Below are 21,021 nucleotides of genomic sequence, written 5' to 3' on the forward strand. Positions count from 1 at the left end.
TGCATCGCCGATGGTAGTGTGGGGTTTCCCCATGTGAGAGTAGGTCATCGTCAAGATTAAATTCCGAAACCCCAATTGCGAAAGCAGTTGGGGTTTTGTTTTGCCCGCAGGAAAGTACTCGACCGTCGTAACAGCAACCATTGGGGAAATCCCTCTGAAATGACCGCCCGGTTTTTGGTATGGTGCAGCTCGTTTTTTAATGGACTGATGTCACGCCCAAGGATCGGCGCTCATTTTTTGTCAAAGAGTGGCTGCAGAAATGCCCGAACCCATCCCTATCAAGGATCACGAAAAAGAGACACGACTGGTCAACAAACGCCTGATCGCCTGTGCCTTGTTCGTCTTCGCCGTCAGTTGCGCCTTGGTTGTGCGCCTGTACATCCTGCAAGTCGTCGAGTTCGACTATCACTCGACCATCTCCGAAAACAACCGCGTCCATGTCCTGCCGATCCCGCCGACACGTGGCCTGATCTACGATCGTAATGGCGTATTGCTGGCCGATAACCGTCCCAGCTATAACCTGACGATCACAAGAGAACGTGCGACTGACGTCAACCAGGAGCTGAACGAAGTCATCAGCCTCCTGCACCTGCCCGCCGAGGATCGCACGGTCTTCGACAAGGCGATGAAGCAGTCGCGCCATCCGTTTACTCCGGTAACCCTGTTCTATGAGCTGACCGAAGAACAGATCGCTGTACTCGCCGTCAACGAGTTTCGCCTGCCGGGCCTGGATGTCGAACCGCAGTTCGTCCGTAACTACCCGCTCGGGGCGCACTTCGCACACTCGATCGGCTACGTCGGACGCATCAACGAAAAAGAATCCAAGACCCTCGATTCGGTCGAATACCGTGGCACGCAGTCCATCGGCAAGACTGGCATCGAACGCTTCTACGAACCGCAACTGCACGGTCACGTCGGATACGAGGAAGTGGAAACCAACGCTCAGGGCCGCGTATTGCGGGTCCTGAAACATACCGATCCGATTCCCGGCAAAAACATTGTCCTGAGCCTCGACATCAAGCTCCAGGAAGCCGCCGAAGCCGCATTGGGTGATCGTCGTGGTTCGGTGGTTGCACTGGATCCATCGACCGGAGAAGTGCTGGCCATGGTCAGCAACCCGAGCTTCGACCCCAATCTGTTTGTGACCGGTATCAGCTCCAAGGAATACTCGGCGCTGCGTGACTCCATCGACCGGCCGCTGTTCAACCGCGTACTGCGCGGCCTGTACGCGCCCGGTTCGACGATCAAACCAGAGGTGGCGATTGCCGGACTCGACGCTGGCGTGGTCACGCCACAGACCCGCGTCTTCGATCCTGGCTATTACCAATTGCCGGATTTCGACCACAAGTACCGCAACTGGAACCACAGCGGTGACGGCTGGGTGGACATGGACGCAGCGATCATGCGCTCCAACGACACCTACTTCTACGACCTGGCGCACAAGCTCGGTATCGATCGCCTGCACGACTACATGGCAATGTTCGGTCTCGGCGAGAAAGTCTCGCTCGACATGTTCGAAGAGTCTCCAGGCCTGATGCCTTCCCAGGCCTGGAAGCGCGCCACGCGCCGGCAAGCCTGGTTCCCCGGTGAGACGGTGATCCTCGGCATCGGCCAGGGCTACATGCAGGTCACGCCGCTGCAACTGGCTCAGGCCACTGCACTGATTGCCAACAAGGGCGTATGGAATCGTCCACATCTGGCCAAGACTGTCGACGGTGTACCGCCGGTGGATGAGCACCCGATGCCGAACATCCTGCTCAAGGACCCGCGCGACTGGGATCAGGTCAACCACGGCATGCAAATGGTGATGCACGACGCCCGAGGTATCGCCCGCGCCGCTGCAGCCGGCGCGCAATACCGCATCGCCGGCAAGAGTGGTACGGCGCAGGTGGTGGCGATCAAGCAAGGTGAGCGCTACAACCGCGAGAAAACCCTCGAGCGTCATCGTGACAACGCCTTGTTCGTCGGCTTTGCCCCGGCCGAGCATCCGAAAATCGCGATTTCGGTGATGATCGAAAACGGCGAGGCAGGTGGCCGAGTCGCAGGCCCCGTGGTGCGGCAGATCATGGACGCCTGGCTACTCGATCAGGACGGTCACCTCAAACCTCAATACGCTGCGCCGACCAAGGCGCCGGGTGATCCACACGTGTAATTCACTGCAGCTTCACAGCACAGGCTCACGCAAGCTGAGCATGTGCTGGAAGCTGTCGAGGAACACCGTTTCAGCCTGAGTCATCTTCTGCTCGCGATTCCACAGCAGCTGGATATCGAAATCCACCACCCCGTCCTCCGGCGGCAAGCGCCACAGCAGACCCTGCTCGACATCCCGTCGCACCAGGTGCGTCGGCAGACAACCAATACCAAACCCCGCACAGATCAGGCGGTAAATTTCTTCGAAACTGGTAGATGAAGCAACGATCTTGCCGGTAAAACCCTGCTGGTCACGAAATAGTGTCAACGGCGAAAGATTGCCGCCAAGCTGATCGCTGGTAAAGCTGACGAAGTTCTCCGAAGCGAGCTGCTCAAGCGTCAGATTCTGCTGCCCGAACAGTCGATGCCGCTGCCCGCAAAAGTACGCATAGCGCTCACGAAACAGCACCCGTTGCTCTAGCCTTGGTTGAGGCAGACGACATAATCCGACACCGACCGTGGCGGTCTTTTGCAGCAGTGAACTGATGATGTTCGAGCTGCCCATCACTTCGACTTCCAGCTCGATTTTCGGGTGAGTTTCGTGGAAATCCGCAAGAAACTCGTCGTAATGCCGCGCCTGCACGCCACTGACAGTCAGGATGCGGATCTTGCCCACCACATCGTCGTGACGGTTCTCTAAAACGGTGCCCAATCGGGAAATGTCGCCGTAGATATCCGCCGCAATCCGCAGGACTTCCTCCCCGGTTTCCGTCAGATCAAAGCGCCGTCCGCTGCGCGCAATCAGCACACAATCCAGTTGTTCTTCGAGACGTTTCAATGCCTGACTGACCGCCGATTGGGTGATGTGCAATCGGGCGGCGGCGCGGCTCATGCTGCCTTCTTGCCCGATCACCAGATAGGTGCGAAGCAGGTTCCAGTCCAGCCGATCATTGAGAAAACGCCGTCCGACCCAGGGATTCGAGGAAGAACTCATGCAGTAGCCACGCTAATAGTAAAGATAAGTTTTTGAAAATTGACTAATCCTTTCACGGAAGCGATAAAGCCCACAAGCGCCACAGAGCGCGACCGTCAGCTGCCTCGACACCTGCCCAAAACTATAAATACACAGGGTTCTTGCATGCACACCACCGCTCAGCCGCGTCGCGCCGCGGCCGCTGCCTTCATTGGCACGACCATCGAATTCTACGATTTCTACATCTACGCCACCGCCGCCGCGCTTGTGCTCGGGCAAGTGTTCTTTCCCAGCAGCGACCCGGTGACCAGCACGCTCGCCGCGTTCGGCAGTTTCGCCGTTGGTTTCATCGCCCGCCCGATGGCCGGCATGGTGTTCGGCCATCTGGGCGATCGCCTCGGTCGCAAGAAAATGCTGCTGGTGACCATGGCGTTGATGGGCCTGGCCACTGCTGGCATCGGCCTGTTGCCGAGTTATGCCAGCGTCGGTATCTGGGCGCCAATCGGTCTGATAATCCTGCGCTTGATTCAGGGCATCTCCGTCGGGGGCGAGTGGGGCGGGGCGGTGTTGATGGCCAGCGAACATGCGCCGGTCAAGCGCAAGACCTTCTACGCCTCCTTTGCGCAACTCGGCAGCCCGGCGGGTTTGCTGCTGGCACTGATCGCGTTCCGTCTGGTGACGTCGCTGTCGCCGGAGGACTTCCTCGCCTGGGGCTGGCGTCTGCCGTTCCTCGCCAGCGGCGTACTGATGATGGTCGGCTTGATGATCCGTTCCGGTGTGCATGAATCGCCGGAGTTCGCCAAGGCCAAAGACAACAACGAAACCGCCCAGTATCCAGTGAAGGACGTTATCCGACAGTGCTGGCGGCAGATCCTGTTCGCTGCCGCCGCCGTGACCATCGGCTCGGCCGGATTTTTCTTCACCAATACCTTCATGATCACCTACGTCACCCAGTATCAGGGCATCCCACGAGCGACCATTCTCGACTGCCTGTTCCTGGTGACGGTCATTCAATTGCTCTCGCAACCGCTGTCGGCGCTGCTGGCCGAACGCATTGGCGAAGGGCGGTTCCTGATGCTGGTGGCATTGCTGTGCATGGTCACGCCGTACCCGATGTTCCTGCTCGTCGGCACTCAAAACATTCTGTTGATGACCCTCGGCATCGCCATCGCGGTGGTGATCCTCTCGGCGCTATATGCGGTGATCGCCGGGTACATGACCCAGGCCTTCCCGGTACACCTGCGCTACTCGGGCATTTCCATCGCTTACCAGTTGAGCTGTGCGGTTGCCGGCGGTACCACGCCGCTGATCGGCACGCTGCTGGCCAGCAAGTTTTCCGGGCAATGGTTGCCGCTGGCGATGTTCTTCACGCTGTTGTCGACCCTGTCGTTGATCGGTGTCTGCGGCCTCGCGCGTCTGCGGGCCAACCCGGCCGTCCTTCACACAAACAAAGAGGTGTATTCGTGAGTAAACCCGCCCACATCGACCCGATCGAATGGCAAGCCCGTTGTGAGCTCGCCGCGCTGTACCGATTGATCGCGCACTTTCGCATGACCGACCTGATCGACACTCATATCACCCTGCGGATTCCGGGGCCGGAGCATCATTTCCTGATCAACCGCTACGGCGTGATCTTTGACCGCATGCGCGCTTCCGATCTGGTGCGCATCGATCAGGACGGGCGCATCGTAGACCCTGAATACGCCGGGCATCGGGTCAACGCTGCCGGCTTCGTGATCCACTCGGCAATCCACATGGCGCGGCCGGATCTGAACTGCGTGATTCACACCCACACCGCTGCGGGCATGGCCGTCGCCGCGCAGAAGCAAGGCCTGCTGCCGATCAGTCAGCACGCGCTGAAGTTCTACGGAAAACTGGCTTACCACACCTACGAAGGCATCGCGCTGTCGCTGGATGAGCGCGAGCGGCTGATCGCCGATCTCGGCCCGCATCGCGCGATGATCCTGCGCAATCACGGCTTGCTGGTCGGTGGTTCCGGCGTGGCCCAGGCATTCCAGGAAATCCACTTCCTGGAGCGTGCCTGTCAGGCCCAGGTCCAAGCGCTGGCCGGCGGTTGCGAGCTGCATTTCCCGTCGCCGGAAGTCTGCGCCCACACCGCCGAACAGTTCGACCGCGCTGAACAGGACAACATCATCGACCTGGCCTGGGAGGCCGCACTGACCCTGATCGAATCCCAGCGCGAGTCCTATCTGTCATGAACACCGTTGCACTGATGTCCCGTGACACGCTGTTGCTCAAACAATTGCAGGAAGCCTTTGCCCGCCGCGCGCCGCAGCTGTCAGCGGTGCTGGCCGATGATCCACGGGCGGCGAATGCGCAGATCGCGGCGTGCTGGTTTCCGCTGCCAGGCAGTCTTGCCGCGTTACCCAATCTGCAAGTGATTCACTCGGTCGCCGCCGGCATCGATCATCTGGAGCACGATCCGTCGTGCCCGGACCTGCCGGTGTGCCGGGTGGTCGATCCCGGCCATCGTCAGGGCATGACCGAGTACGTGCGCTGGGCGGTGATCCACTTTCATCGTGGCTTCGATCAGGTGCTGGAGCAACAGCGCCAGCAGCATTGGGAGAGACCGCTGCAACGCCCGGCCCATGAGTTTCGGATCGGCGTGATGGGCCTCGGCTCGCTCGGGAGCGCAATCGCCCAAGACCTGGCAACCGCCGGTTACGGCGTACGTGGCTGGGCGCGCAGCAGCAAGGATCTGCCGGGCGTGCAGACCTTCGCCGGCACCGATGCCTTCAATCCATTTCTCGACGGTGTGGAATTGCTGATCAATCTGTTGCCACTCACTCACGAGACACGCGGCATCCTCAATCGCCAGACCTTCGAACGACTGGCCAACGGCGCGGCACTGATCAACGTCGGACGCGGCGGGCATCTGAACATCGAGGATCTGCAACAGGCGCTGGCCCGTGGAAAACTGCGCGGGGCGCTGCTCGATGTCTTCGAACAGGAACCGCTGCCCGCAAGCCATTCTCTGTGGAAAACCTCGGGAGTGACCATCACACCGCACATGGCTTCGGCGGCGTCTCATGACTGCATCGCCGAGCAGATCGCCGAGAACTTCCGCCGTCTGAATGCCGGCGAGCCTTTGCTCAACAGCGCGGATCGACTGCTCGGTTACTGATCCGCCAGACAGGCCTGCAAGCGCTCGATGAACAGCGTCTCGGCGCGGCTCATACGCTGATCGCGGTTCCACAGCAGATGAATGTCGACATCGGCAATCCCTTCGTGGGGCGGCAGGCGCCAGAGCAATCCGGCCTCGACGTCCGCCGCCACCACGTGCTCCGGCAGGCAGCCGATGCCGAACCCGGCAATCACCAGTCGCCGCACTTCCTCCAGGCTCGGCGATGAGGCAACGATACGTCCGCTGAAGCCTTGCTGATCACGAAAAATCGTCAACGGCGAAAGCATCCCGCCAATCTGGTCACTGGTGAAACTGACGAAATTCTCCCGCTGCAAGTCGCCTTCACCGATGTCCTGTCGGCCGAACAGCGCGTGGTGTTTGCCGCAGAAAAACGCATAACGCTGACGCAGGAACAGACGCTGTTCCAGACGCGGTTGCGGGCGGCGATTAAGGCTCAGGCCGAGGGTCGCGGTTTTCTCCAGAAGGGCGCTGACGATGTCCGAACTGCGCATCACATCGACCTCCAGATCCACCCGTGGGTACTGCCGATGAAAGTCTGCGAGAAAGTCATCGAAGCGCTCGGAAAAGATCCGGCTGATGATCAGCAGCCGCACCTTGCCGATCACTTCGTCGGCCGGCTGCTCCAGCAGGCTGCTGACCTGGGACATCTGCCCGTAGATCTCGCCGGCCAGCTCGAAGATCTGCTCGCCGACTTCGGTGAGGGCAAAGCGCGGACCGCGCCGGGCAATCAACTGGCGACCCAGTTGCTCCTCAAGACGCTTGAGCGCCTGGCTCACCGCCGGTTGGGTCAAGTGCAGACGCGCTGCGGCACGGCTGATGCTCAGCTCCTGGCCGATCACGCGGAAGGTGCGCAGCAGGTTCCAGTCGAGGCGGTCGTTGAGCAGGCGCTGGACATCGCGTTCGGCCATGGGATTTCTCGATTATAAGGCTGGGTAATAATTAGAATAATAAATAGAAAATTGACTAATCATAGCCCCGGAACGATAAATCACCTCCAGACAGGCGCCGTCAGAGCACCTCGGATTTGCCGTTTCCCTCCTGCCAGAAAAACAATCAAAGGAGCCCGACCCCATGAAGCCCCATGCTTCGAACCAGCCGCGCCGTGCGGCGGCCGCAGCCTTTATCGGCACCATGATCGAGTGGTACGACTTTTACATCTACGCCACCGCCGCCGCGCTGGTGTTCGGTGCGCTGTTCTTTCCCTCCGACGATCCGCTGTTCAGCACCATGGCCGCGTTCGGGACCTTCGCCGTGGGCTTCTTTGCCCGGCCATTGGGCGGGATCATTTTCGGCCACATCGGCGACCGCATCGGCCGCAAGAAATCGCTGATCATCACGCTGCTGATGATGGGCGTGGTCACGGTGTGCATCGGTCTATTGCCGACCTACGCGCAGATCGGCGCGGCGGCACCAGTGCTGCTGATTCTGCTGCGCATCGTCCAGGGCATCGCCGTCGGTGGCGAGTGGGGCGGGGCGGTGTTGATGGCCGGCGAGCATGCGCCGAAAGGCCGGCGCAACTTCTTCGCGTCGTTCGCGCAACTGGGCAGCCCGGCGGGTTTGATTCTGTCGCTGCTGGCCTTCAGCGCGGTGACCCGTTTGCCTGAAGAAGACCTGATGAGCTGGGGCTGGCGTCTGCCGTTCCTCGCCAGTGCGCTGTTGCTGCTGGTGGGCCTGGCAATTCGCCTGGGCGTGAACGAGTCGCCGGAATTCCTCGCCAGCCGCGAGCAGGCCAGCAAGCAAATCAAGAAAGAACAGGCGCCGGTGATGGAAGTGCTGCGTACCGCGTGGCGTCCGCTGCTGCTGTGCATTGGCGCCAACACGCTGGGCATCGCGGGGGTGTATTTCACCAACACCTTCATGATCGCCTACACCACTCAGCAACTGGCGCTGCCGCGTTCGCTGATTCTCGAATGCCTGTTCTTCGTCGCGATCATCCAGTTCTGCATTCAGCCGCTGGCCGCATGGACGGCGGAGAAGATCGGCGCGACGCGTTTCCTGTGCCTGGTGTCGCTGTTGGCGATGGCCTCGCCGTATCCGATGTTCGTGCTGGTCAGCTCGGCCCAGGCGCCGCTGATCATCCTCGGCATCGCCCTGGCGGTAGTGTGCATGGCGTCGTTCTATGCGGTGATCGCCGGTTACGTCAGCGGCATGTTCGAGACACGCGTGCGCTACACCGCGATCTCCCTGGCCTATCAGATTTGCGGTGCGGTGGCCGGCGGCCTGACGCCGCTGATCGGCACGATGCTGGCGCACAAGTTCACCGGGCAGTGGTGGCCGATGGCAGTGTTCTACAGCCTGATCGCCGGTATCTCGCTGGTCTGCGTGCTGTCCCTCGCCCGTCGTCACGCCAGTGCCCATCGCGCGGAAATTGCCCGTGCCTGACCCGGAATTTCAGGAGAACCTCATGTTGAAAATCAATGGCGAACGCCTGTGGGCGAGCCTGATGGCCATGGCCGAAATCGGTGCGACAGCCCGAGGCGGCAGCTGCCGTCTGGCATTGAGCGACGAAGACAAGGCCGGCCGCGAACTGTTCGCCCACTGGTGCCGCGAAGCCGGCATGACCTTGAGCGTGGATGCCATCGGCAACCTGTTCGCCCGCCGCGCCGGCACCGATCCGGATGCCGCCCCGGTGATGATGGGCAGCCACCTCGACACCCAGCCCGAAGGCGGGCGTTTCGACGGTGTCTACGGCGTGCTCGCCGGGCTGGAAGTGGTGCGTTGCTTCAACGACCTCAACATCCAGACCCGCAAACCGCTGGAAGTGGCGGTGTGGACCAACGAAGAAGGCGCACGCTTCACCCCGGCCATGTTCGGCTCGGCAGTGTTCACCGGGATCATGGATCTGAACGCCGCGCTGGCGGTGCGCGATGTCGATGGCATCAGCGTTGCCGAGGCTTTGCAGCGTACCGGTTACGCCGGAGAGCGTCCGTTGGGCGGCGCGGTGGATGCGTATTTTGAAGCACACATCGAGCAGGGCCCGATCCTTGAAGACAACGCCAAGAGTATCGGCGTGGTCACGGGCGGTCAGGCGATCCGCTGGCTCGACGTGCGCGTGGAAGGCATGGCCGCCCATGCCGGCACCACGCCGATGCCGCTGCGTAAAGACGCCTTGTACGGCGTGGCGCGGATGATCCAGGCAATCGAAGGTCTGGCCACGGATTTTGCGCCGGAGGGCCTGACCACCGTCGGTGAGTTGAGCATCAACAAGTCCTCGCGCAACACCATTCCGGGGCTGGTGAATTTCACCGTCGATCTGCGTCATCACCGCGACGACGCCATTGCCGCCATGGAGCAACAAGTCCGCGCCCGCCTGCAGGCCATCGCCGATGGCCGTGGCCTGAACCTGACGATCACCCCGCACTGGATCAGCCCGGCCACGCCGTTCGACGCCGAATGCGTCGCGGCGGTGCAGGAGGCGGTGGATGCGCTGGGCTACGCTCAGCAGTCGATTGTCAGCGGCGCCGGGCATGACGCGATTCATCTGGCGCGCTACTGCCCGACGGCGATGGTGTTCATCCCGTGCGTGGATGGCCTGAGCCACAACGAAGCCGAAGATGTGTTGCCCGAAGACGTGAAGCAGGGCACTGATGTATTGCTCAACGCCGTGCTGGCCCGCGCCGGACGAATCGAACAGGGAGCCTGAACCATGCGCAGTTTTTTCCACCCCGAACAATTGCTCCACCATCCACGTAGCTATTACTCGCGCGGACAGATGCGTACGCCGCAGGAAGTCCCCGAGCGTGCGCAACGCCTGGTGCAGGCCGCCCACGGTCTGGGCTTCAGTGTCGAGCAACCTGCCGATGCAGGCCTTGCGCCGTTGCTGGCGGTACACGGCGCCCCGTATTTGACCTTTCTTCAGGAAGCCCACGCACGCTGGAAGGAAATCCCCGAAGACTGGGGCGACGAGGTGATGTCGAACATTTTCGTCCGTGAGCCCAACGCATTGCGCGGCATCCTCGCCCAGGCGGCGCGCTATCTGGCGGACGGCAGTTGCCCGGTCGGCGAACAGACCTGGCGCTCGGCCTACTGGTCGGCGCAAAGCGCAGTGGCGGGGGCTCAGGCATTGATCGATGGCGAGCCGGCGGCTTATGCGCTGTGCCGTCCACCGGGACATCACGCACGGGCCGCAGCGGCGGGCGGTTTTTGCTACGTGAACAACGCGGCGGTGGCGGCGCAGGTGTTGCGCGACAAGTTCGATAAAGTCGCCGTGCTCGACACCGACATGCACCACGGCCAAGGCATCCAGGAAATTTTCTACGACCGCGATGACGTTCTTTACGTCTCGGTGCATGGCGATCCGACCAACTTCTATCCGGGCGTCGCCGGGTTCGCCGACGAACGCGGCAGCGGCGCAGGGGAGGGCTTTAACCTCAACCTGCCGATGGCTCATGGATCAAGCGAAGCGGATTTCCTTGGGCAACTTGAAGTCGCATCGACGGCGGTGCGGGAGTTCGGCGCCGAGGTGCTGGTGCTGTCGCTGGGCTTCGATATCTATGAACTGGACCCACAAAGCAAAGTCGCCGTGACCCGTGACGGCTTTGCAGCATTGGGTGAGCGAATCCGCAGCCTGGGCCTGCCATGCCTGATCGTGCAGGAAGGCGGCTATCACCTGGAAAGTCTCGAAGACAACGCCCGGGCGTTTTTCGTGAATACCGAGGTGTGGCAGCGCTGAGACGATCCACCTGACGAAGCGCCCTGCGGTGCTTGCCATCGCCCTGACGTTAACGTAAACATTGGCGTCAGGGCGCTGAAGTAAAGAAGCGCAAAGCGGACCGCTCCGGAGCGCTTGATGACTCTAATAAAAACAACCGATCCCAAGTCTCACCACGAAGCCCGGCTGGCCCGGGAAAAACTCCATCTCGAAGGGCAAGTCCCGGATGGCGTGTTGCGTGCGGAGATCGATGCTTCGTGGCGGCGCAGCCTGAGCCACGGCGTGCATTTCAATGGCAAGCATGAGCTGGCACTGGAATCGAACGCCAGTCTCGATGTATTGCTGGCAAGCAATCGCCTGCTGATCGATGCGGCAATACCGGCCATCGATTACCTGGCCGAACGTCAGGGCAAGGAAGGCCTGATCATCCTCGCCAATTCCGACGCCACCATCCTCGCCGTCGAGGGACGGGCCGACCGGCTCAAGGGTAGCGGTCTGCAGGACATCACCCTCGGCGCCTGCTGGAGCGAAGCTGCCCGTGGCACCAACGCCCTCGGCACGGCGCTGGTCGAAGCTCGGCCCACTCTGATCGATTGCGGCGAGCATTACCTCGACCGCCTGAGCGATTTTTCCTGCACCTCAGTGCCGATCCATTGCCCCCAGGGTGAGATTCTCGGCGTCCTCGACCTGACCCGCGAAGGCCCTCTCGGCCGCGTTCATGACAGCACCGCGCTGCTGAGCATGGCGGTCAGTCAGATCGAGAGCCGGGTCTTCAATAACAGCTTTCCCGATCAGATCGTCCTCGCCTTCCACAGTCGCCGTCAGTATCTGGAATCGCCGTGGCAAGGCCTGCTGGCGGTCAGTCTTGGCGGGCAGATTCTGGCGGTCAGCGCCCAGGCCTGTCAGTTGCTGCGAGCCGAGCGTTCGGCATTGGTCGGCAAGCGCTGCGAGGAATTCCTCGGGGTCGATGGCGTGCAGTTGCTGACCCGTCTGCAACAGGGTGGTGTCGGCAGTGTGCAGACCGCCAAGGGCGAATTTTTCTACAAGACCCTGCGAGCCCCGGCGCGTTCGGTCAACCTCGGCGGCCCGCCGCGCAGCGTGGCGAAAACCGCCAAGGCGCAACCTGATCTGGAAGCACTGGCCGGCAACAACGACCGTTATGCCCGAGCCTTGCGCATGGCCCGACAAGGACTGGCCAATGCGTTGCCGGTGTTGCTGCTCGGCGAAACCGGCACGGGTAAAGAAGTGATCGCCCGCGCCCTGCACCTGGCCGGCAGCCGCAGCGACAAACCTTTTGTGGCTGTGAACTGCGCGGCGATTCCCGAAGGCCTGATCGAGTCGGAACTGTTCGGCTATCGCGAAGGTGCGTTCACCGGATCGCGCCGTGGCGGCATGATCGGGCGTCTACAGCAGGCACACGGCGGCACGCTGTTCCTCGATGAAATCGGTGACATGCCGCTGGCCCTGCAAGCGCGGCTGCTGCGTGTTCTGCAGGATCGCAAAGTCGCGCCGCTGGGGGCCGGGGAAGAGCAGGACATCGACGTCGCGCTGATCTGCGCCACCCACCGCGACCTCAAGCGTCAGGTCGAGGACAAGCTATTCCGGGAAGACCTGTTCTACCGGGTCAACGGCATCAGCGTGATGCTTCCGGCCCTGCGTGAGCGCGATGACTTCGCCGCGCTGGTCACTCGTCTGTTGGGCAAACTCGACGCACCGAACGCCGTGTTGCACGACGACCTCAATCGCTTGCTCGCGGGTTATCACTGGCCGGGTAACATCCGCCAACTGGAAATGGTCTTGCGCACCGCGCTGGCCATGCGCGAACCCGGTGAAACGGTGCTGACCCTCGATCACCTGCCCGACAGCATGCTCGATGAACTCTCTGCCACCGAGAAACCCCAGACCGGCAGCATTCGCGAGAACGAACTGGAGATGATCCGCCAGTCCCTCGACACCCATCAGGGCAATGTCTCGGCTGCGGCCGACGCTCTGGGCATCAGCCGCGCGACCCTGTACCGCAAACTCAAACAGTTGCGCTCGTGATGCAGCGCCTGTTCGTGCGGCTGATCGACAGCCAGAACCCCGCCGCGCTGCAAGCGGCATTGCGTTGGTTGTATGGGTTCGTGCGGCCGCAGCGGCTTGCGATTGCCGGACTGCTCGGTCTGTCGGTGTGCGCGTCGCTGCTGGTGCTGGTGCAGCCGTGGCTGGTCAAGCTGCTGATCGACGACGGCCTGCTGGCACGCAACTTCCCGATGCTGGTAATGATCGCGGTGCTGATGATCATCGCGGGACTGCTCGGCACGGCGTTGTCGGGGATCAACCGTTATCTGCACACGCGGCTGTCCGGGCGGATTCTGTTTGCTCTGCGCGATGATCTTTACCGGCATTTGCAGAAGCTGTCGCCGAGCTTCTACGGCCATCGGCGGATCGGTGATCTCATGTCGCGGCTGGACGGCGATGTGGCGGAGATTCAGCGCTTCGCCGTGGACTCGTTGTTCTCGGCGGTGTCGAGTGTGATTGGCCTGGTAGTGGCGATAGCGATGTTGTTCACCCTGTCGTGGAAACTCTCGTTGCTGGCGCTGGTGCTGATCCCGCTCGACGTGCTGTGGCTGCGCTGGATGCGGCGCAAGGTCGAGCGCGACGTGCGGCAGTTGCGCGAGCGTTCGGCGGACATGTCGTCGTTCATGGTCGAGACCCTTCCGGTGATGAAATTCATCCAGTCCGCCGGCCAGCAACAGCGTGAAGCACGGCGTCTGGAAAACCTCGGGCAAGGCTACATGAACCAGTTGCTGCGGCTGCAAGTCACCGAGTTTTTCACCCAGGCCGTGCCTGGCACCTTGACCTCGCTGTCCCGCGCCTGCGCTTTTTTGATCGGTGGCTATTGGGTGGTACAGGGCACCTGGCAGCTCGGCGCGCTGATCGCGTTTTCCACCTATCTTGGGATGGCGGTCGGGCCGGTGCAGAGCCTGTTGGGATTGTACGTGGCAATCCAGCGCATGACCGTCAGTCTGGGGCGAGTCATGGAGTTGCGCGGCGAAGAGCCCACCGTGTTTTCACCGGTCACGCCGAAACCGTTTCCGACTTCGGGGGAGCTGCGTTTCGACACGGTGCACTTCAGCCATCCGGGTCGCCCAAGCACATTGAGCGGCATCGAGGCGACGATTCCCTACGGTCTGAAAGTCGCCTTGAGCGGCGGCTCCGGTGTCGGCAAATCGACGCTGATCGATCTGCTGCAACGGCATCATGATCCGCAGTCCGGGCGAGTGTTGCTCGGCGAGGTGGATTTGCGTGAACTTGAACTGTTCGAACTGCGCCGGCGCATTGCCGTGGTCAGTCAGGACATCGTGCTGTTTCGCGGCAGCCTCGCCGACAACCTGGCCTACGCGGTGCCGGACGCCAGCCGCGAGGCCATCGCCGAGGTCGCACGGCTGGCGCAACTCGACAGCCTGATCGCGTCGCTGCCCGAAGGCCTCGACAGCCCGCTGGGCGAGCGCGGTCAGCAGTTGTCCGGCGGGCAGAAACAGCGCATCGCGATTGCCCGGGCGCTGTTGCAGGATCCGCTGATTCTGGTGCTCGACGAAGCCACATCGGCAGTCGATGAAGCCACCGAGCGCGAGGTGATCGAAGCCATCGACCGGTTATTTGCCGGGCGCACACGAATCCTTATCAGCCACCGCCCCTCGACCCTGGCCGATGCTGACCTGCGTTTCGAGTTGCTCGACGGTGTACTCATTTCGAAAACGGTGCTGCATGAAGCCTGAATTGCGTATCGGTGTGGTCGACAGCGGACACTCGGCTGCGCAACGGGTGCAGGTGGTTGCCGGGCGACGGTTCTCATTGCTGGAGGACGGTCTGGCCGAATCGGATCTGCGCGACGATCCGCTTGGTCATGGCAGCGCGGTGATCGAGGCGATCAGCCGTCGCGCACCGGCCGCGCAGATTTGTGTGGCTCAGGTGTTCGATCAACGCGGTGTCACCAGCGCCTTGCAGATTTCTGCGGCCATCGATTGGCTGGTGGCGCAGGACGTGCGGCTGATCAATCTGAGCCTTGGCCTGCGTCAGGATCGCAGTCTGTTGCGCCAAGCCTGCGCGGCGGCGGTGGCTCGTGGAGTGTTGCTGTGTGCATCGAGCCCGGCGCAGGGCGCGGCGGTGTTTCCGGCCAGTTATCCGCAAGTATTGCGGGTGACCGGTGACGCCCGTTGCACCGATGAACAGTGGTCCTGGCTCGACAGTGCACAGGCGGATTTTGCCGCGTGTGTTCGTGGCACCTATCCGGGGCAGTCCGGGGCCAGTCTGGGGTGTGCCGCGTTGAGCGGTCACATTGCCCGCTATTTGCTGGAGCATCCTCAGGCGAGCAATGCCGAGGTCATTGATTGGCTGAAACAGCACGCTCGTTATCGCGGCCCTGAACGGCGTTTCGGCCCATGACGCCGATCCTGATTCTCGGTGCCGGGCCGGCTGGTGCAGCGGTTGCGTTGGGGCTTCGACGCTTGGGTTACACGGTGACACTGGTCAGCGAATGGCGCCGCTTTGCGGCGCTCGAAGGCGTGTCGCAACGGGTGCTGGAGGCGTTGCGCGGTGCCGGGTTGAATCATGCGCTGGCGGACGCCACGTTGCCGTCCCGGCGACAGGTTTCGTGGAATGGCCAGCAGCATGCGCAGAACATCGAGTTTCTGCTGGATCGTCCGACCTTCGATCGTGGTTTGCGTGAAGACTTGCGGCTGGCCGGCGTCGAGGTGATTGAAGGGCGAATCCTGACTGTGCAGTCCTCGGGGGACGGTCATCGAGTCGAGCTCGACCGTGGTGAGACACTGACGGCGGATTTCCTGGTGGAGGCCCGGGGGCGACAGGCACCGGCATCCGGCAAAGGCCTGCGCGGACCGGAGACGGTCAGCCTGCTCAATCGTTGGCAAGGGGCGCCGGGTGTGACCGCCAGTGCCGTGGAAAGCCTTGAAGATGGTTGGGCGTGGATGGCGCGGCGGGATGACGGCCAATGTTATTGGCAATGGACCATGGACGTGGCGAGCGCCGGGTTGCCGGGCAAGGCGCAGTTGCTCGATTACTGCCGCACGCGGCGTCAGGCTTCGGATTTTGCTCAAGCGTTCTTTGCTAGTGGCGTGGAGTCGGAGTTGCAACTGCACGCTCGCAGCAGCACGGCGATTCTTGCGCCGCAGGTCTGCGGTGAAAACTGGATTCGTGTCGGCGATGCGGCGATGGCAGTGGACCCGCTGTCCGGCAACGGGATTTTTCAGTCGCTGTCCTCGGCGTTGCAGGCGCCGGTGGTGATCAATACGTTGCTGCGCAAACCGGAACGAGCAGCCTTGGCGCAACGTTTTCATCGGCAACGGGTGGAGCAATTGTTCCTGCGCTTTGCGCGCATCGGCCGGGACTTTTATGCCGATGAACAGCGTTGGCTTGATCAGCCATTCTGGCAGGCGCGGCGGCATTGGCCCGACGCGGAAGTAGCCCATGCAGCGGCGGATTTTGCCGCGTTACGCATCGAGCGGATGCCGGTGTTGCGTGACGGGTTTGTCGATGAAACCGAGGTGGTGATTACGGCGGAACAGCCGCTGGGGATCTGGCATGTGCAAGGCGTGGAGCTGGCGCCGCTGGTAAGGCGCTTGCGCGATGAGCCGGCGGATCGGGCGCTGGCGGGGTTGACGCGTGAGCAGGGACGAGCCGTTCGCGGGTGGCTGTTGGCTCAGGGTTTCAAACCCTGAGCCAAGAGCCCAGTTATTACAATTTGATCAACACCGACTTCAACTCGGTGTAATGCTCGATCGCCGCATACCCCATCTCGCGCCCGACCCCGGACATCTTGTAGCCGCCAAACGGCAGCGCCGGATCCAGCGCACTGTGGCAGTTGACCCACACCGATCCCGACTTGATCCGTGGAATCATCCGGTGCACTGCCGCCAGGTCGTTCGACCAGATGCTGGCGCCCAGACCGTAAGGACTGTCGTTGGCCATGCGCAGTGCATCCGCCTCGTCATCGAATGGAATCGCCACCAGCACCGGCCCGAAGATCTCTTCCTGCACCAGCGAATGCTGCTGGTCTACATCGACAATCACCGTCGGTTTGACGAAGAACCCCGGCCCGAATTGCTCGCCGCCGCAGGCGATGGTTGCGCCGCTTTCCCGGCCCATTTCGATGTAGTTGTAGACCCGCTCCTGCTGGCGCGCGGAAATCAGCGGGCCCATTTCCACGCTCGGGTCGAGGCCGTTGCCGAGTTTCATCGCATTGGCGATGTCGCTGATGTCGGCCACCACATTGTCGAAATGCTTGCGCTGCACATACAGCCTGGAGCCTGCACAGCAGACCTGGCCCTGGTTGAAAAATATCGCACTGGCCGCACCCGCTGCGGCGGTTTTCAGGTCGGCGTCGGCCATGACGATGGTCGGTGATTTACCGCCCAGTTCCAGGGTGACCCGGGTCATCGAATCCATGGCAATCTTGCCGATCTGCTTGCCGACGGCGGTGGAGCCGGTGAAGGTCAGTTTGTCGACCAGCGGGTTGTGGGTCAGGGCGGAACCGGCGGTGATGCCGGTGCCGGTGACCACGTTGAACACGCCTTCCGGATAACCCGCCTCCAGTACCAGTTCCGCCAGTTTCAGCGCGGTCAGCGGGGTTTCGTCGGCCGGTTTGAGCACCACGGTGCAACCGGTGGCCAGCGCCGGGCCGAGTTTCCAGCAGGCCAGCAGCAGCGGAAAATTCCAGGCGACGATGGCGCCGACCACGCCCACGGCTTCGCGGCGGATGAAACTGTGGAACTGATCGCCGGGCATCAACGGCAGTGAAACGTCGACACTGGAACCTTCGATCTTGGTGGCCCAGCCAGCCATGTAACGCAGGAAGTCGATGGCCAGTTGCACGTCCATCACTTGCGCCACGGCAGCGCTCTTGCCGTTGTTCAGGCATTCCAGTTGTGCCAGCAGTTCGGCGTCGCGCTGCATAAGGTCGGCGAGTTTCCACAACAGGTTCTGCCGTTCACGCGGGCGGGTGCGGCTCCACGCTGAATCATCGAAGGCTTGTCGGGCGGCGAGCACCGCACGGTCGACATCTTCCGGTGTGGCGCGTGGCACCACACACAACGCTTCGCCAGTGGCTGGGTTGTGCAGCGGCATGGTCTGGCCGTCGGCGGCTTCGACCCAGTCGCCGCCGATCAGCATGCGCGGCGGGCGCTGGATGAAGGCCGAGGTGGCAGGAAGCAGATAGGGCAGGGGCATGGTGAAGACCTCTTGTTGTTTGTAGACGTGAGGAGGGCTTCGCAACGGCTGTGCCAAAGGCGTGAAGTTGCTGCGCGGGCCGCGCCGCGCCGGGCTTGTGGCAGTGCAGCGATAACACGGCGGCAAGGTTTTATTCTCAAAAAGCGACAACCGGTGAGACGTGGTGCCACCGGTCGGAGGTTCTGCCACTTGCTCTGGGTGCGGATAAACTTTCCCGTTGGGAGGATGCATGCATTCAGGTCTGGATCACCCGACCGGGAGGTGGCGACGATGATTTCAACCCTGGAAATCCAAAACATTATCGAACACAGTTTTCAACCGCTGGTCTGCACCTGCAGTGTGGCAGCGGATCAGTCGCTGACGATCCGTGTCTGCGATTGCATGACCGGCAAGGTCGAATTGCTGGCCAGCCATGTCCCGCTGTGGACGCTGGACAGCACCCACGCGCTGGCCACGCTGATTGCCGATATGCGCCTGGAAATCGAGGCGCACAAAAGCCGGGAACCCATGTACTACATCTGAATCAACCCGCCCGCGAGAGGCGGGCGGGGGGGGGGGCGAAAACGTCAACAGGCGACCTTGCGGGATATTTCCTGAAAGGTGTGGCTGTCGGCGGCGATCAGCATCCGGCGCTGATCCTTGAGGGTGGCCAGGAACGTCACTTCGGTTTCGTGACCGGCCAGCATGAACCCGGCAATGGCACCGATGGGCCCCAGCAGCATCGCACCGGCCACGCCATAGCCGATGACATCCTTGAAGTTGTTGATCGACTCTTCGTTGGCTACTTCCAGCGTCTTGATCGATGACAGCGGGAGGGTAAGACCCGGCCAGGGATGCAGCGATGTTCTCAGCGTAAAGTTGCCGTCCCTGTACTCTCCGTCACCCTGCAGAAAGTCCCCCGCCAGGACTGTGATGTTGGCCATTACAGATCTCCTTTTCGGCATTCGGTGAACCACCATTTCGCGCCTGGGCACGGGTGTCGTCAATCGTCGGGCGATGAGCTGCGCTGTGGCACAACAGCCGCTGCTGTCGCCCGTGGCTATGCTTGTCTCACACTGCAACAACTGTCGCGAAATTGGACGCCGGGCCATACCCCGGACGCTGGCGCGACGCAGTGATCTTCACGTAACTGCTTGATTGAAAAGCTTATCGGCAAGCTGGCACGCTCCGTGTATTGCTCACAACAGACGTTTCGCTTGCCTCCGTTCGTGCATCGCCGCGAACGGCAGAAACCATAAAAACGATAAGCCACAACAATAAGAAAGCACCGTGCGAGGTTCGACGTTGATGAAGAGAAAACTCCGATCAGGCATGAGCGCCAGTTTGCTGGCCGTGGCCGCTTGTGTGGCCCTGCATTCGCCCCACAGCCTGGCAGCCCGCGACGCCCAGACCATCCTCAAGGAGACCTGCCAGGGTTGTCACACCCCTGAAGCCGGCGACCAGTTGAGCCGCATCAGCCACCAGCGCAAGACCCCGGAAGGCTGGCTGATGAGCATCGCCCGCATGCAGACCATGCACGGTTTGCAGATCAGCGATGAAGACCGTCGCACACTGGTCAAATACCTGGCCGACACCCAGGGCCTGGCGCCGAGCGAAACCGATGGCGTGCGTTATGCGCTGGAACGCCGGTTGAACACCGTCGAGCAGTTCGACGAGAAAACCGCGCAGATGTGCGGTCGCTGCCACTCCGGTGCGCGGATCGCCCTGCAACGGCGTCCGGCTCAGGAATGGGAGCGCCTGGTGAACTTCCACCTCGGCCAGTGGCCGTCGCTGGAGTATCAGGCGCTGGCCCGTGATCGCGACTGGTTCGATATCGCCCGCAAGGAAATGGTCCCGCTGCTGGCCAAACGTTATCCGCTGGACAACCCGGCGTGGCAGGCCTGGGTCAAAGCCAAACCGAAGGCCGAAGCGCTGGTGGGCGACTGGAGCTTCAGCGGCCACCTGCCGGGCAAGGGTGAACTGGCCGGCATCATGAGCGTTACCGCCGATGGTAGCGACACCTTCAAGGTTGCCGTCAAAGGTCAATATGCCGATGGAAGCCCGTTCAACGGCGATGGCAGTGCGATCCTCTACAGCGGCTACGAATGGCGCGGCAACGTGACCGTCGATGGCGTGACCATGCGCCAGGTGTTCGCCGCACAAGGCAACGCCATGCAAGGCCGGATGTTCGAGGCCGAGCACGATGAGCGCGGTCTGGACTTTGTCGCGGCCAAACAGGGCTCCCAGCGCTTGCTGGCGGTGCAGCCGGGTTACATGAAGGCCGGCAGCGAAACCGAAGTGACCCTGATCGGCAGCGGTTTGAGCGGCAAGCCGAATTTCGGCAAAGGTGTGGATGTAGTCGAAGTGGTCGAGCAGAACGCCGAGCGGATCAAGGTCAAAGTCAAAGCCGTAGCCAATGCCCAGCCGGGCCTGCGCGCCGTCAGCGTCGGGAGGCTGAAAGGCCCGAGCCTGTCGGTGTACAGCACGATCGCTTCGGTCAAAGTGGTGCCGGAATTCTCGGTGGCGCGGATCGGCGAGGGCGGTGGTTCGACGCCGAAAGTCCAGGGCCGCTTCGACGCCGAAGCCTGGGGCAAGGGCGCCGACGGCAAGCCGTATCGCATCGGCGTGTTCCCGGCGCAATGGAAAGTCGAAGCCTTCGACGAGCGCGCCAAAGAGGACGAAGACGTCAAGTTCGCCGGTACCATGCAGGCCGACGCAGGCGTGTTCACCCCGGGCGATGCCGGGCCGAATCCGGCACGCAAGATGTCCACCAACAATGCCGGCAACCTCGAGGTGATCGCCGCCGTCGACGATGCAGGGAAATCCCTGACCGGCGAAGGCCACCTGATCGTCACCGTGCAACGCTGGAACAATCCACCCATTCCCTGATGTTGA

17 protein-coding genes are annotated in these 21,021 nt (G+C 62.0%); 13 read left to right on the forward strand and 4 right to left on the reverse strand.

All coding sequences use genetic code 11. The annotated features are described in order from the left end of the window. Positions 1 to 259 precede the first annotated feature (259 nt). Positions 260 to 2,152, forward strand: coding sequence for a penicillin-binding protein 2 (gene mrdA / locus CAF87_RS24450; RefSeq protein WP_085733451.1), 1,893 nt, complete (start codon positions 260 to 262; stop codon positions 2,150 to 2,152). 12 nt (positions 2,153 to 2,164) lie between these two features. Here the strand turns inward: mrdA and CAF87_RS24455 are convergent, their stop codons facing one another. Then, positions 2,165 to 3,124: a LysR family transcriptional regulator gene (locus CAF87_RS24455; protein ID WP_085733452.1), complete on the reverse strand. Its 960-nt coding sequence runs from the start codon at positions 3,122 to 3,124 to the stop codon at positions 2,165 to 2,167. A 144-nt stretch (positions 3,125 to 3,268) separates the two neighbouring features. Between CAF87_RS24455 and CAF87_RS24460 the strand changes: the two genes are divergently transcribed. From CAF87_RS24460 to CAF87_RS24470, 3 genes are read left to right on the forward strand one after another with little or no spacing between them, the layout of a single operon-like run. After that, complete coding sequence (locus tag CAF87_RS24460) at positions 3,269 to 4,570, forward strand: MFS transporter (protein WP_085733453.1); 1,302 nt, start codon at positions 3,269 to 3,271, stop codon at positions 4,568 to 4,570. After that, positions 4,567 to 5,322: a class II aldolase/adducin family protein gene (locus tag CAF87_RS24465; protein WP_085733454.1), complete on the forward strand. Its 756-nt coding sequence runs from the start codon at positions 4,567 to 4,569 to the stop codon at positions 5,320 to 5,322. The genes CAF87_RS24460 and CAF87_RS24465 overlap by 4 nt, the downstream gene beginning before the upstream one ends. After that, entirely contained in the window at positions 5,319 to 6,248 is a 930-nt protein-coding gene (locus tag CAF87_RS24470) for a glyoxylate/hydroxypyruvate reductase A (RefSeq protein ID WP_085733455.1), read from the forward strand. Before CAF87_RS24465 ends, CAF87_RS24470 begins: the two co-directional genes overlap by 4 nt. Here CAF87_RS24470 and CAF87_RS24475 read toward each other — a convergent pair. Continuing rightward, positions 6,242 to 7,177, reverse strand: coding sequence for a LysR family transcriptional regulator (locus CAF87_RS24475; protein ID WP_085733456.1), 936 nt, complete (start codon positions 7,175 to 7,177; stop codon positions 6,242 to 6,244). The genes CAF87_RS24470 and CAF87_RS24475 overlap by 7 nt on opposite strands. 163 nt (positions 7,178 to 7,340) lie before the next feature. Between CAF87_RS24475 and CAF87_RS24480 the strand changes: the two genes are divergently transcribed. From CAF87_RS24480 to CAF87_RS24510, 7 genes are all read left to right on the forward strand, one after another. Beyond that, positions 7,341 to 8,651 carry an MFS transporter gene (locus tag CAF87_RS24480; RefSeq protein ID WP_085733457.1) on the forward strand — a complete coding sequence of 437 codons (1,311 nt, stop codon included), beginning with the start codon at positions 7,341 to 7,343 and terminating at the stop codon, positions 8,649 to 8,651. 22 nt (positions 8,652 to 8,673) lie between these two features. Beyond that, entirely contained in the window at positions 8,674 to 9,912 is a 1,239-nt protein-coding gene (locus CAF87_RS24485) for a Zn-dependent hydrolase (RefSeq protein ID WP_085733458.1), read from the forward strand. A 3-nt stretch (positions 9,913 to 9,915) separates the two neighbouring features. Beyond that, on the forward strand, positions 9,916 to 10,941 hold the full coding sequence (locus CAF87_RS24490) for a histone deacetylase family protein (RefSeq protein ID WP_085733459.1): 1,026 nt from the start codon (positions 9,916 to 9,918) through the stop codon (positions 10,939 to 10,941). 117 nt (positions 10,942 to 11,058) lie between these two features. Continuing rightward, on the forward strand, positions 11,059 to 12,963 hold the full coding sequence (locus CAF87_RS24495) for a sigma-54-dependent Fis family transcriptional regulator (protein WP_085733460.1): 1,905 nt from the start codon (positions 11,059 to 11,061) through the stop codon (positions 12,961 to 12,963). After that, positions 12,963 to 14,681 carry an ABC transporter ATP-binding protein gene (locus CAF87_RS24500; RefSeq protein ID WP_085733461.1) on the forward strand — a complete coding sequence of 573 codons (1,719 nt, stop codon included), beginning with the start codon at positions 12,963 to 12,965 and terminating at the stop codon, positions 14,679 to 14,681. Before CAF87_RS24495 ends, CAF87_RS24500 begins: the two co-directional genes overlap by 1 nt. Further along, the gene (locus tag CAF87_RS24505) at positions 14,671 to 15,348 is read left to right on the forward strand and encodes a S8 family serine peptidase (protein WP_085733462.1); all 678 of its coding nucleotides are present in this window, start codon (positions 14,671 to 14,673) and stop codon (positions 15,346 to 15,348) included. The genes CAF87_RS24500 and CAF87_RS24505 overlap by 11 nt, the downstream gene beginning before the upstream one ends. Continuing rightward, entirely contained in the window at positions 15,345 to 16,640 is a 1,296-nt protein-coding gene (locus CAF87_RS24510) for an NAD(P)/FAD-dependent oxidoreductase (protein WP_085733463.1), read from the forward strand. The genes CAF87_RS24505 and CAF87_RS24510 overlap by 4 nt, the downstream gene beginning before the upstream one ends. Before the next feature lie 16 nt (positions 16,641 to 16,656). Here CAF87_RS24510 and CAF87_RS24515 read toward each other — a convergent pair whose 3' ends face one another. After that, positions 16,657 to 18,147 (reverse strand): aldehyde dehydrogenase, encoded by a 1,491-nt coding sequence (locus tag CAF87_RS24515; protein ID WP_085733464.1) that lies wholly within the window; start codon positions 18,145 to 18,147, stop codon positions 16,657 to 16,659. A gap of 270 nt (positions 18,148 to 18,417) precedes the next feature. Here CAF87_RS24515 and CAF87_RS24520 point away from each other — a divergent pair, with 270 nt between their 5' ends. Then, positions 18,418 to 18,669: a DUF1652 domain-containing protein gene (locus CAF87_RS24520; protein ID WP_085733465.1), complete on the forward strand. Its 252-nt coding sequence runs from the start codon at positions 18,418 to 18,420 to the stop codon at positions 18,667 to 18,669. Between the two features lie 44 nt (positions 18,670 to 18,713). Here CAF87_RS24520 and CAF87_RS24525 read toward each other — a convergent pair whose 3' ends face one another. Continuing rightward, positions 18,714 to 19,070: a hypothetical protein gene (locus CAF87_RS24525; RefSeq protein ID WP_085733466.1), complete on the reverse strand. Its 357-nt coding sequence runs from the start codon at positions 19,068 to 19,070 to the stop codon at positions 18,714 to 18,716. Between the two features lie 364 nt (positions 19,071 to 19,434). Between CAF87_RS24525 and peaA the strand changes: the two genes are divergently transcribed. Then, the gene (gene peaA, locus CAF87_RS24530; protein WP_085733467.1) at positions 19,435 to 21,015 is read left to right on the forward strand and encodes a quinohemoprotein amine dehydrogenase subunit alpha; all 1,581 of its coding nucleotides are present in this window, start codon (positions 19,435 to 19,437) and stop codon (positions 21,013 to 21,015) included. Positions 21,016 to 21,021: the final 6 nt, after the last annotated feature.

The organism is Pseudomonas sp. R38(2017) (genome assembly GCF_002112395.1).
Lineage (GTDB): Bacteria > Pseudomonadota > Gammaproteobacteria > Pseudomonadales > Pseudomonadaceae > Aquipseudomonas.

Bases quoted from the DNA above. Each gene is read 5' to 3' on its own strand.
- mrdA (WP_085733451.1), top strand. From the start codon at position 260: ATGCCCGAACCCATCCCTATCAAGGATCACGAAAAAGAGACACGACTG.
- CAF87_RS24455 (WP_085733452.1), bottom strand. From the start codon at position 3,124: ATGAGTTCTTCCTCGAATCCCTGGGTCGGACGGCGTTTTCTCAATGAT.
- CAF87_RS24460 (WP_085733453.1), top strand. From the start codon at position 3,269: ATGCACACCACCGCTCAGCCGCGTCGCGCCGCGGCCGCTGCCTTCATT.
- CAF87_RS24470 (WP_085733455.1), top strand. From the start codon at position 5,319: ATGAACACCGTTGCACTGATGTCCCGTGACACGCTGTTGCTCAAACAA.
- CAF87_RS24475 (WP_085733456.1), bottom strand. From the start codon at position 7,177: ATGGCCGAACGCGATGTCCAGCGCCTGCTCAACGACCGCCTCGACTGG.
- CAF87_RS24480 (WP_085733457.1), top strand. From the start codon at position 7,341: ATGAAGCCCCATGCTTCGAACCAGCCGCGCCGTGCGGCGGCCGCAGCC.
- CAF87_RS24485 (WP_085733458.1), top strand. From the start codon at position 8,674: ATGTTGAAAATCAATGGCGAACGCCTGTGGGCGAGCCTGATGGCCATG.
- CAF87_RS24490 (WP_085733459.1), top strand. From the start codon at position 9,916: ATGCGCAGTTTTTTCCACCCCGAACAATTGCTCCACCATCCACGTAGC.
- CAF87_RS24495 (WP_085733460.1), top strand. From the start codon at position 11,059: ATGACTCTAATAAAAACAACCGATCCCAAGTCTCACCACGAAGCCCGG.
- CAF87_RS24500 (WP_085733461.1), top strand. From the start codon at position 12,963: ATGCAGCGCCTGTTCGTGCGGCTGATCGACAGCCAGAACCCCGCCGCG.
- CAF87_RS24505 (WP_085733462.1), top strand. From the start codon at position 14,671: ATGAAGCCTGAATTGCGTATCGGTGTGGTCGACAGCGGACACTCGGCT.
- CAF87_RS24510 (WP_085733463.1), top strand. From the start codon at position 15,345: ATGACGCCGATCCTGATTCTCGGTGCCGGGCCGGCTGGTGCAGCGGTT.
- CAF87_RS24515 (WP_085733464.1), bottom strand. From the start codon at position 18,147: ATGCCCCTGCCCTATCTGCTTCCTGCCACCTCGGCCTTCATCCAGCGC.
- CAF87_RS24520 (WP_085733465.1), top strand. From the start codon at position 18,418: ATGATTTCAACCCTGGAAATCCAAAACATTATCGAACACAGTTTTCAA.
- CAF87_RS24525 (WP_085733466.1), bottom strand. From the start codon at position 19,070: ATGGCCAACATCACAGTCCTGGCGGGGGACTTTCTGCAGGGTGACGGA.
- peaA (WP_085733467.1), top strand. From the start codon at position 19,435: ATGAAGAGAAAACTCCGATCAGGCATGAGCGCCAGTTTGCTGGCCGTG.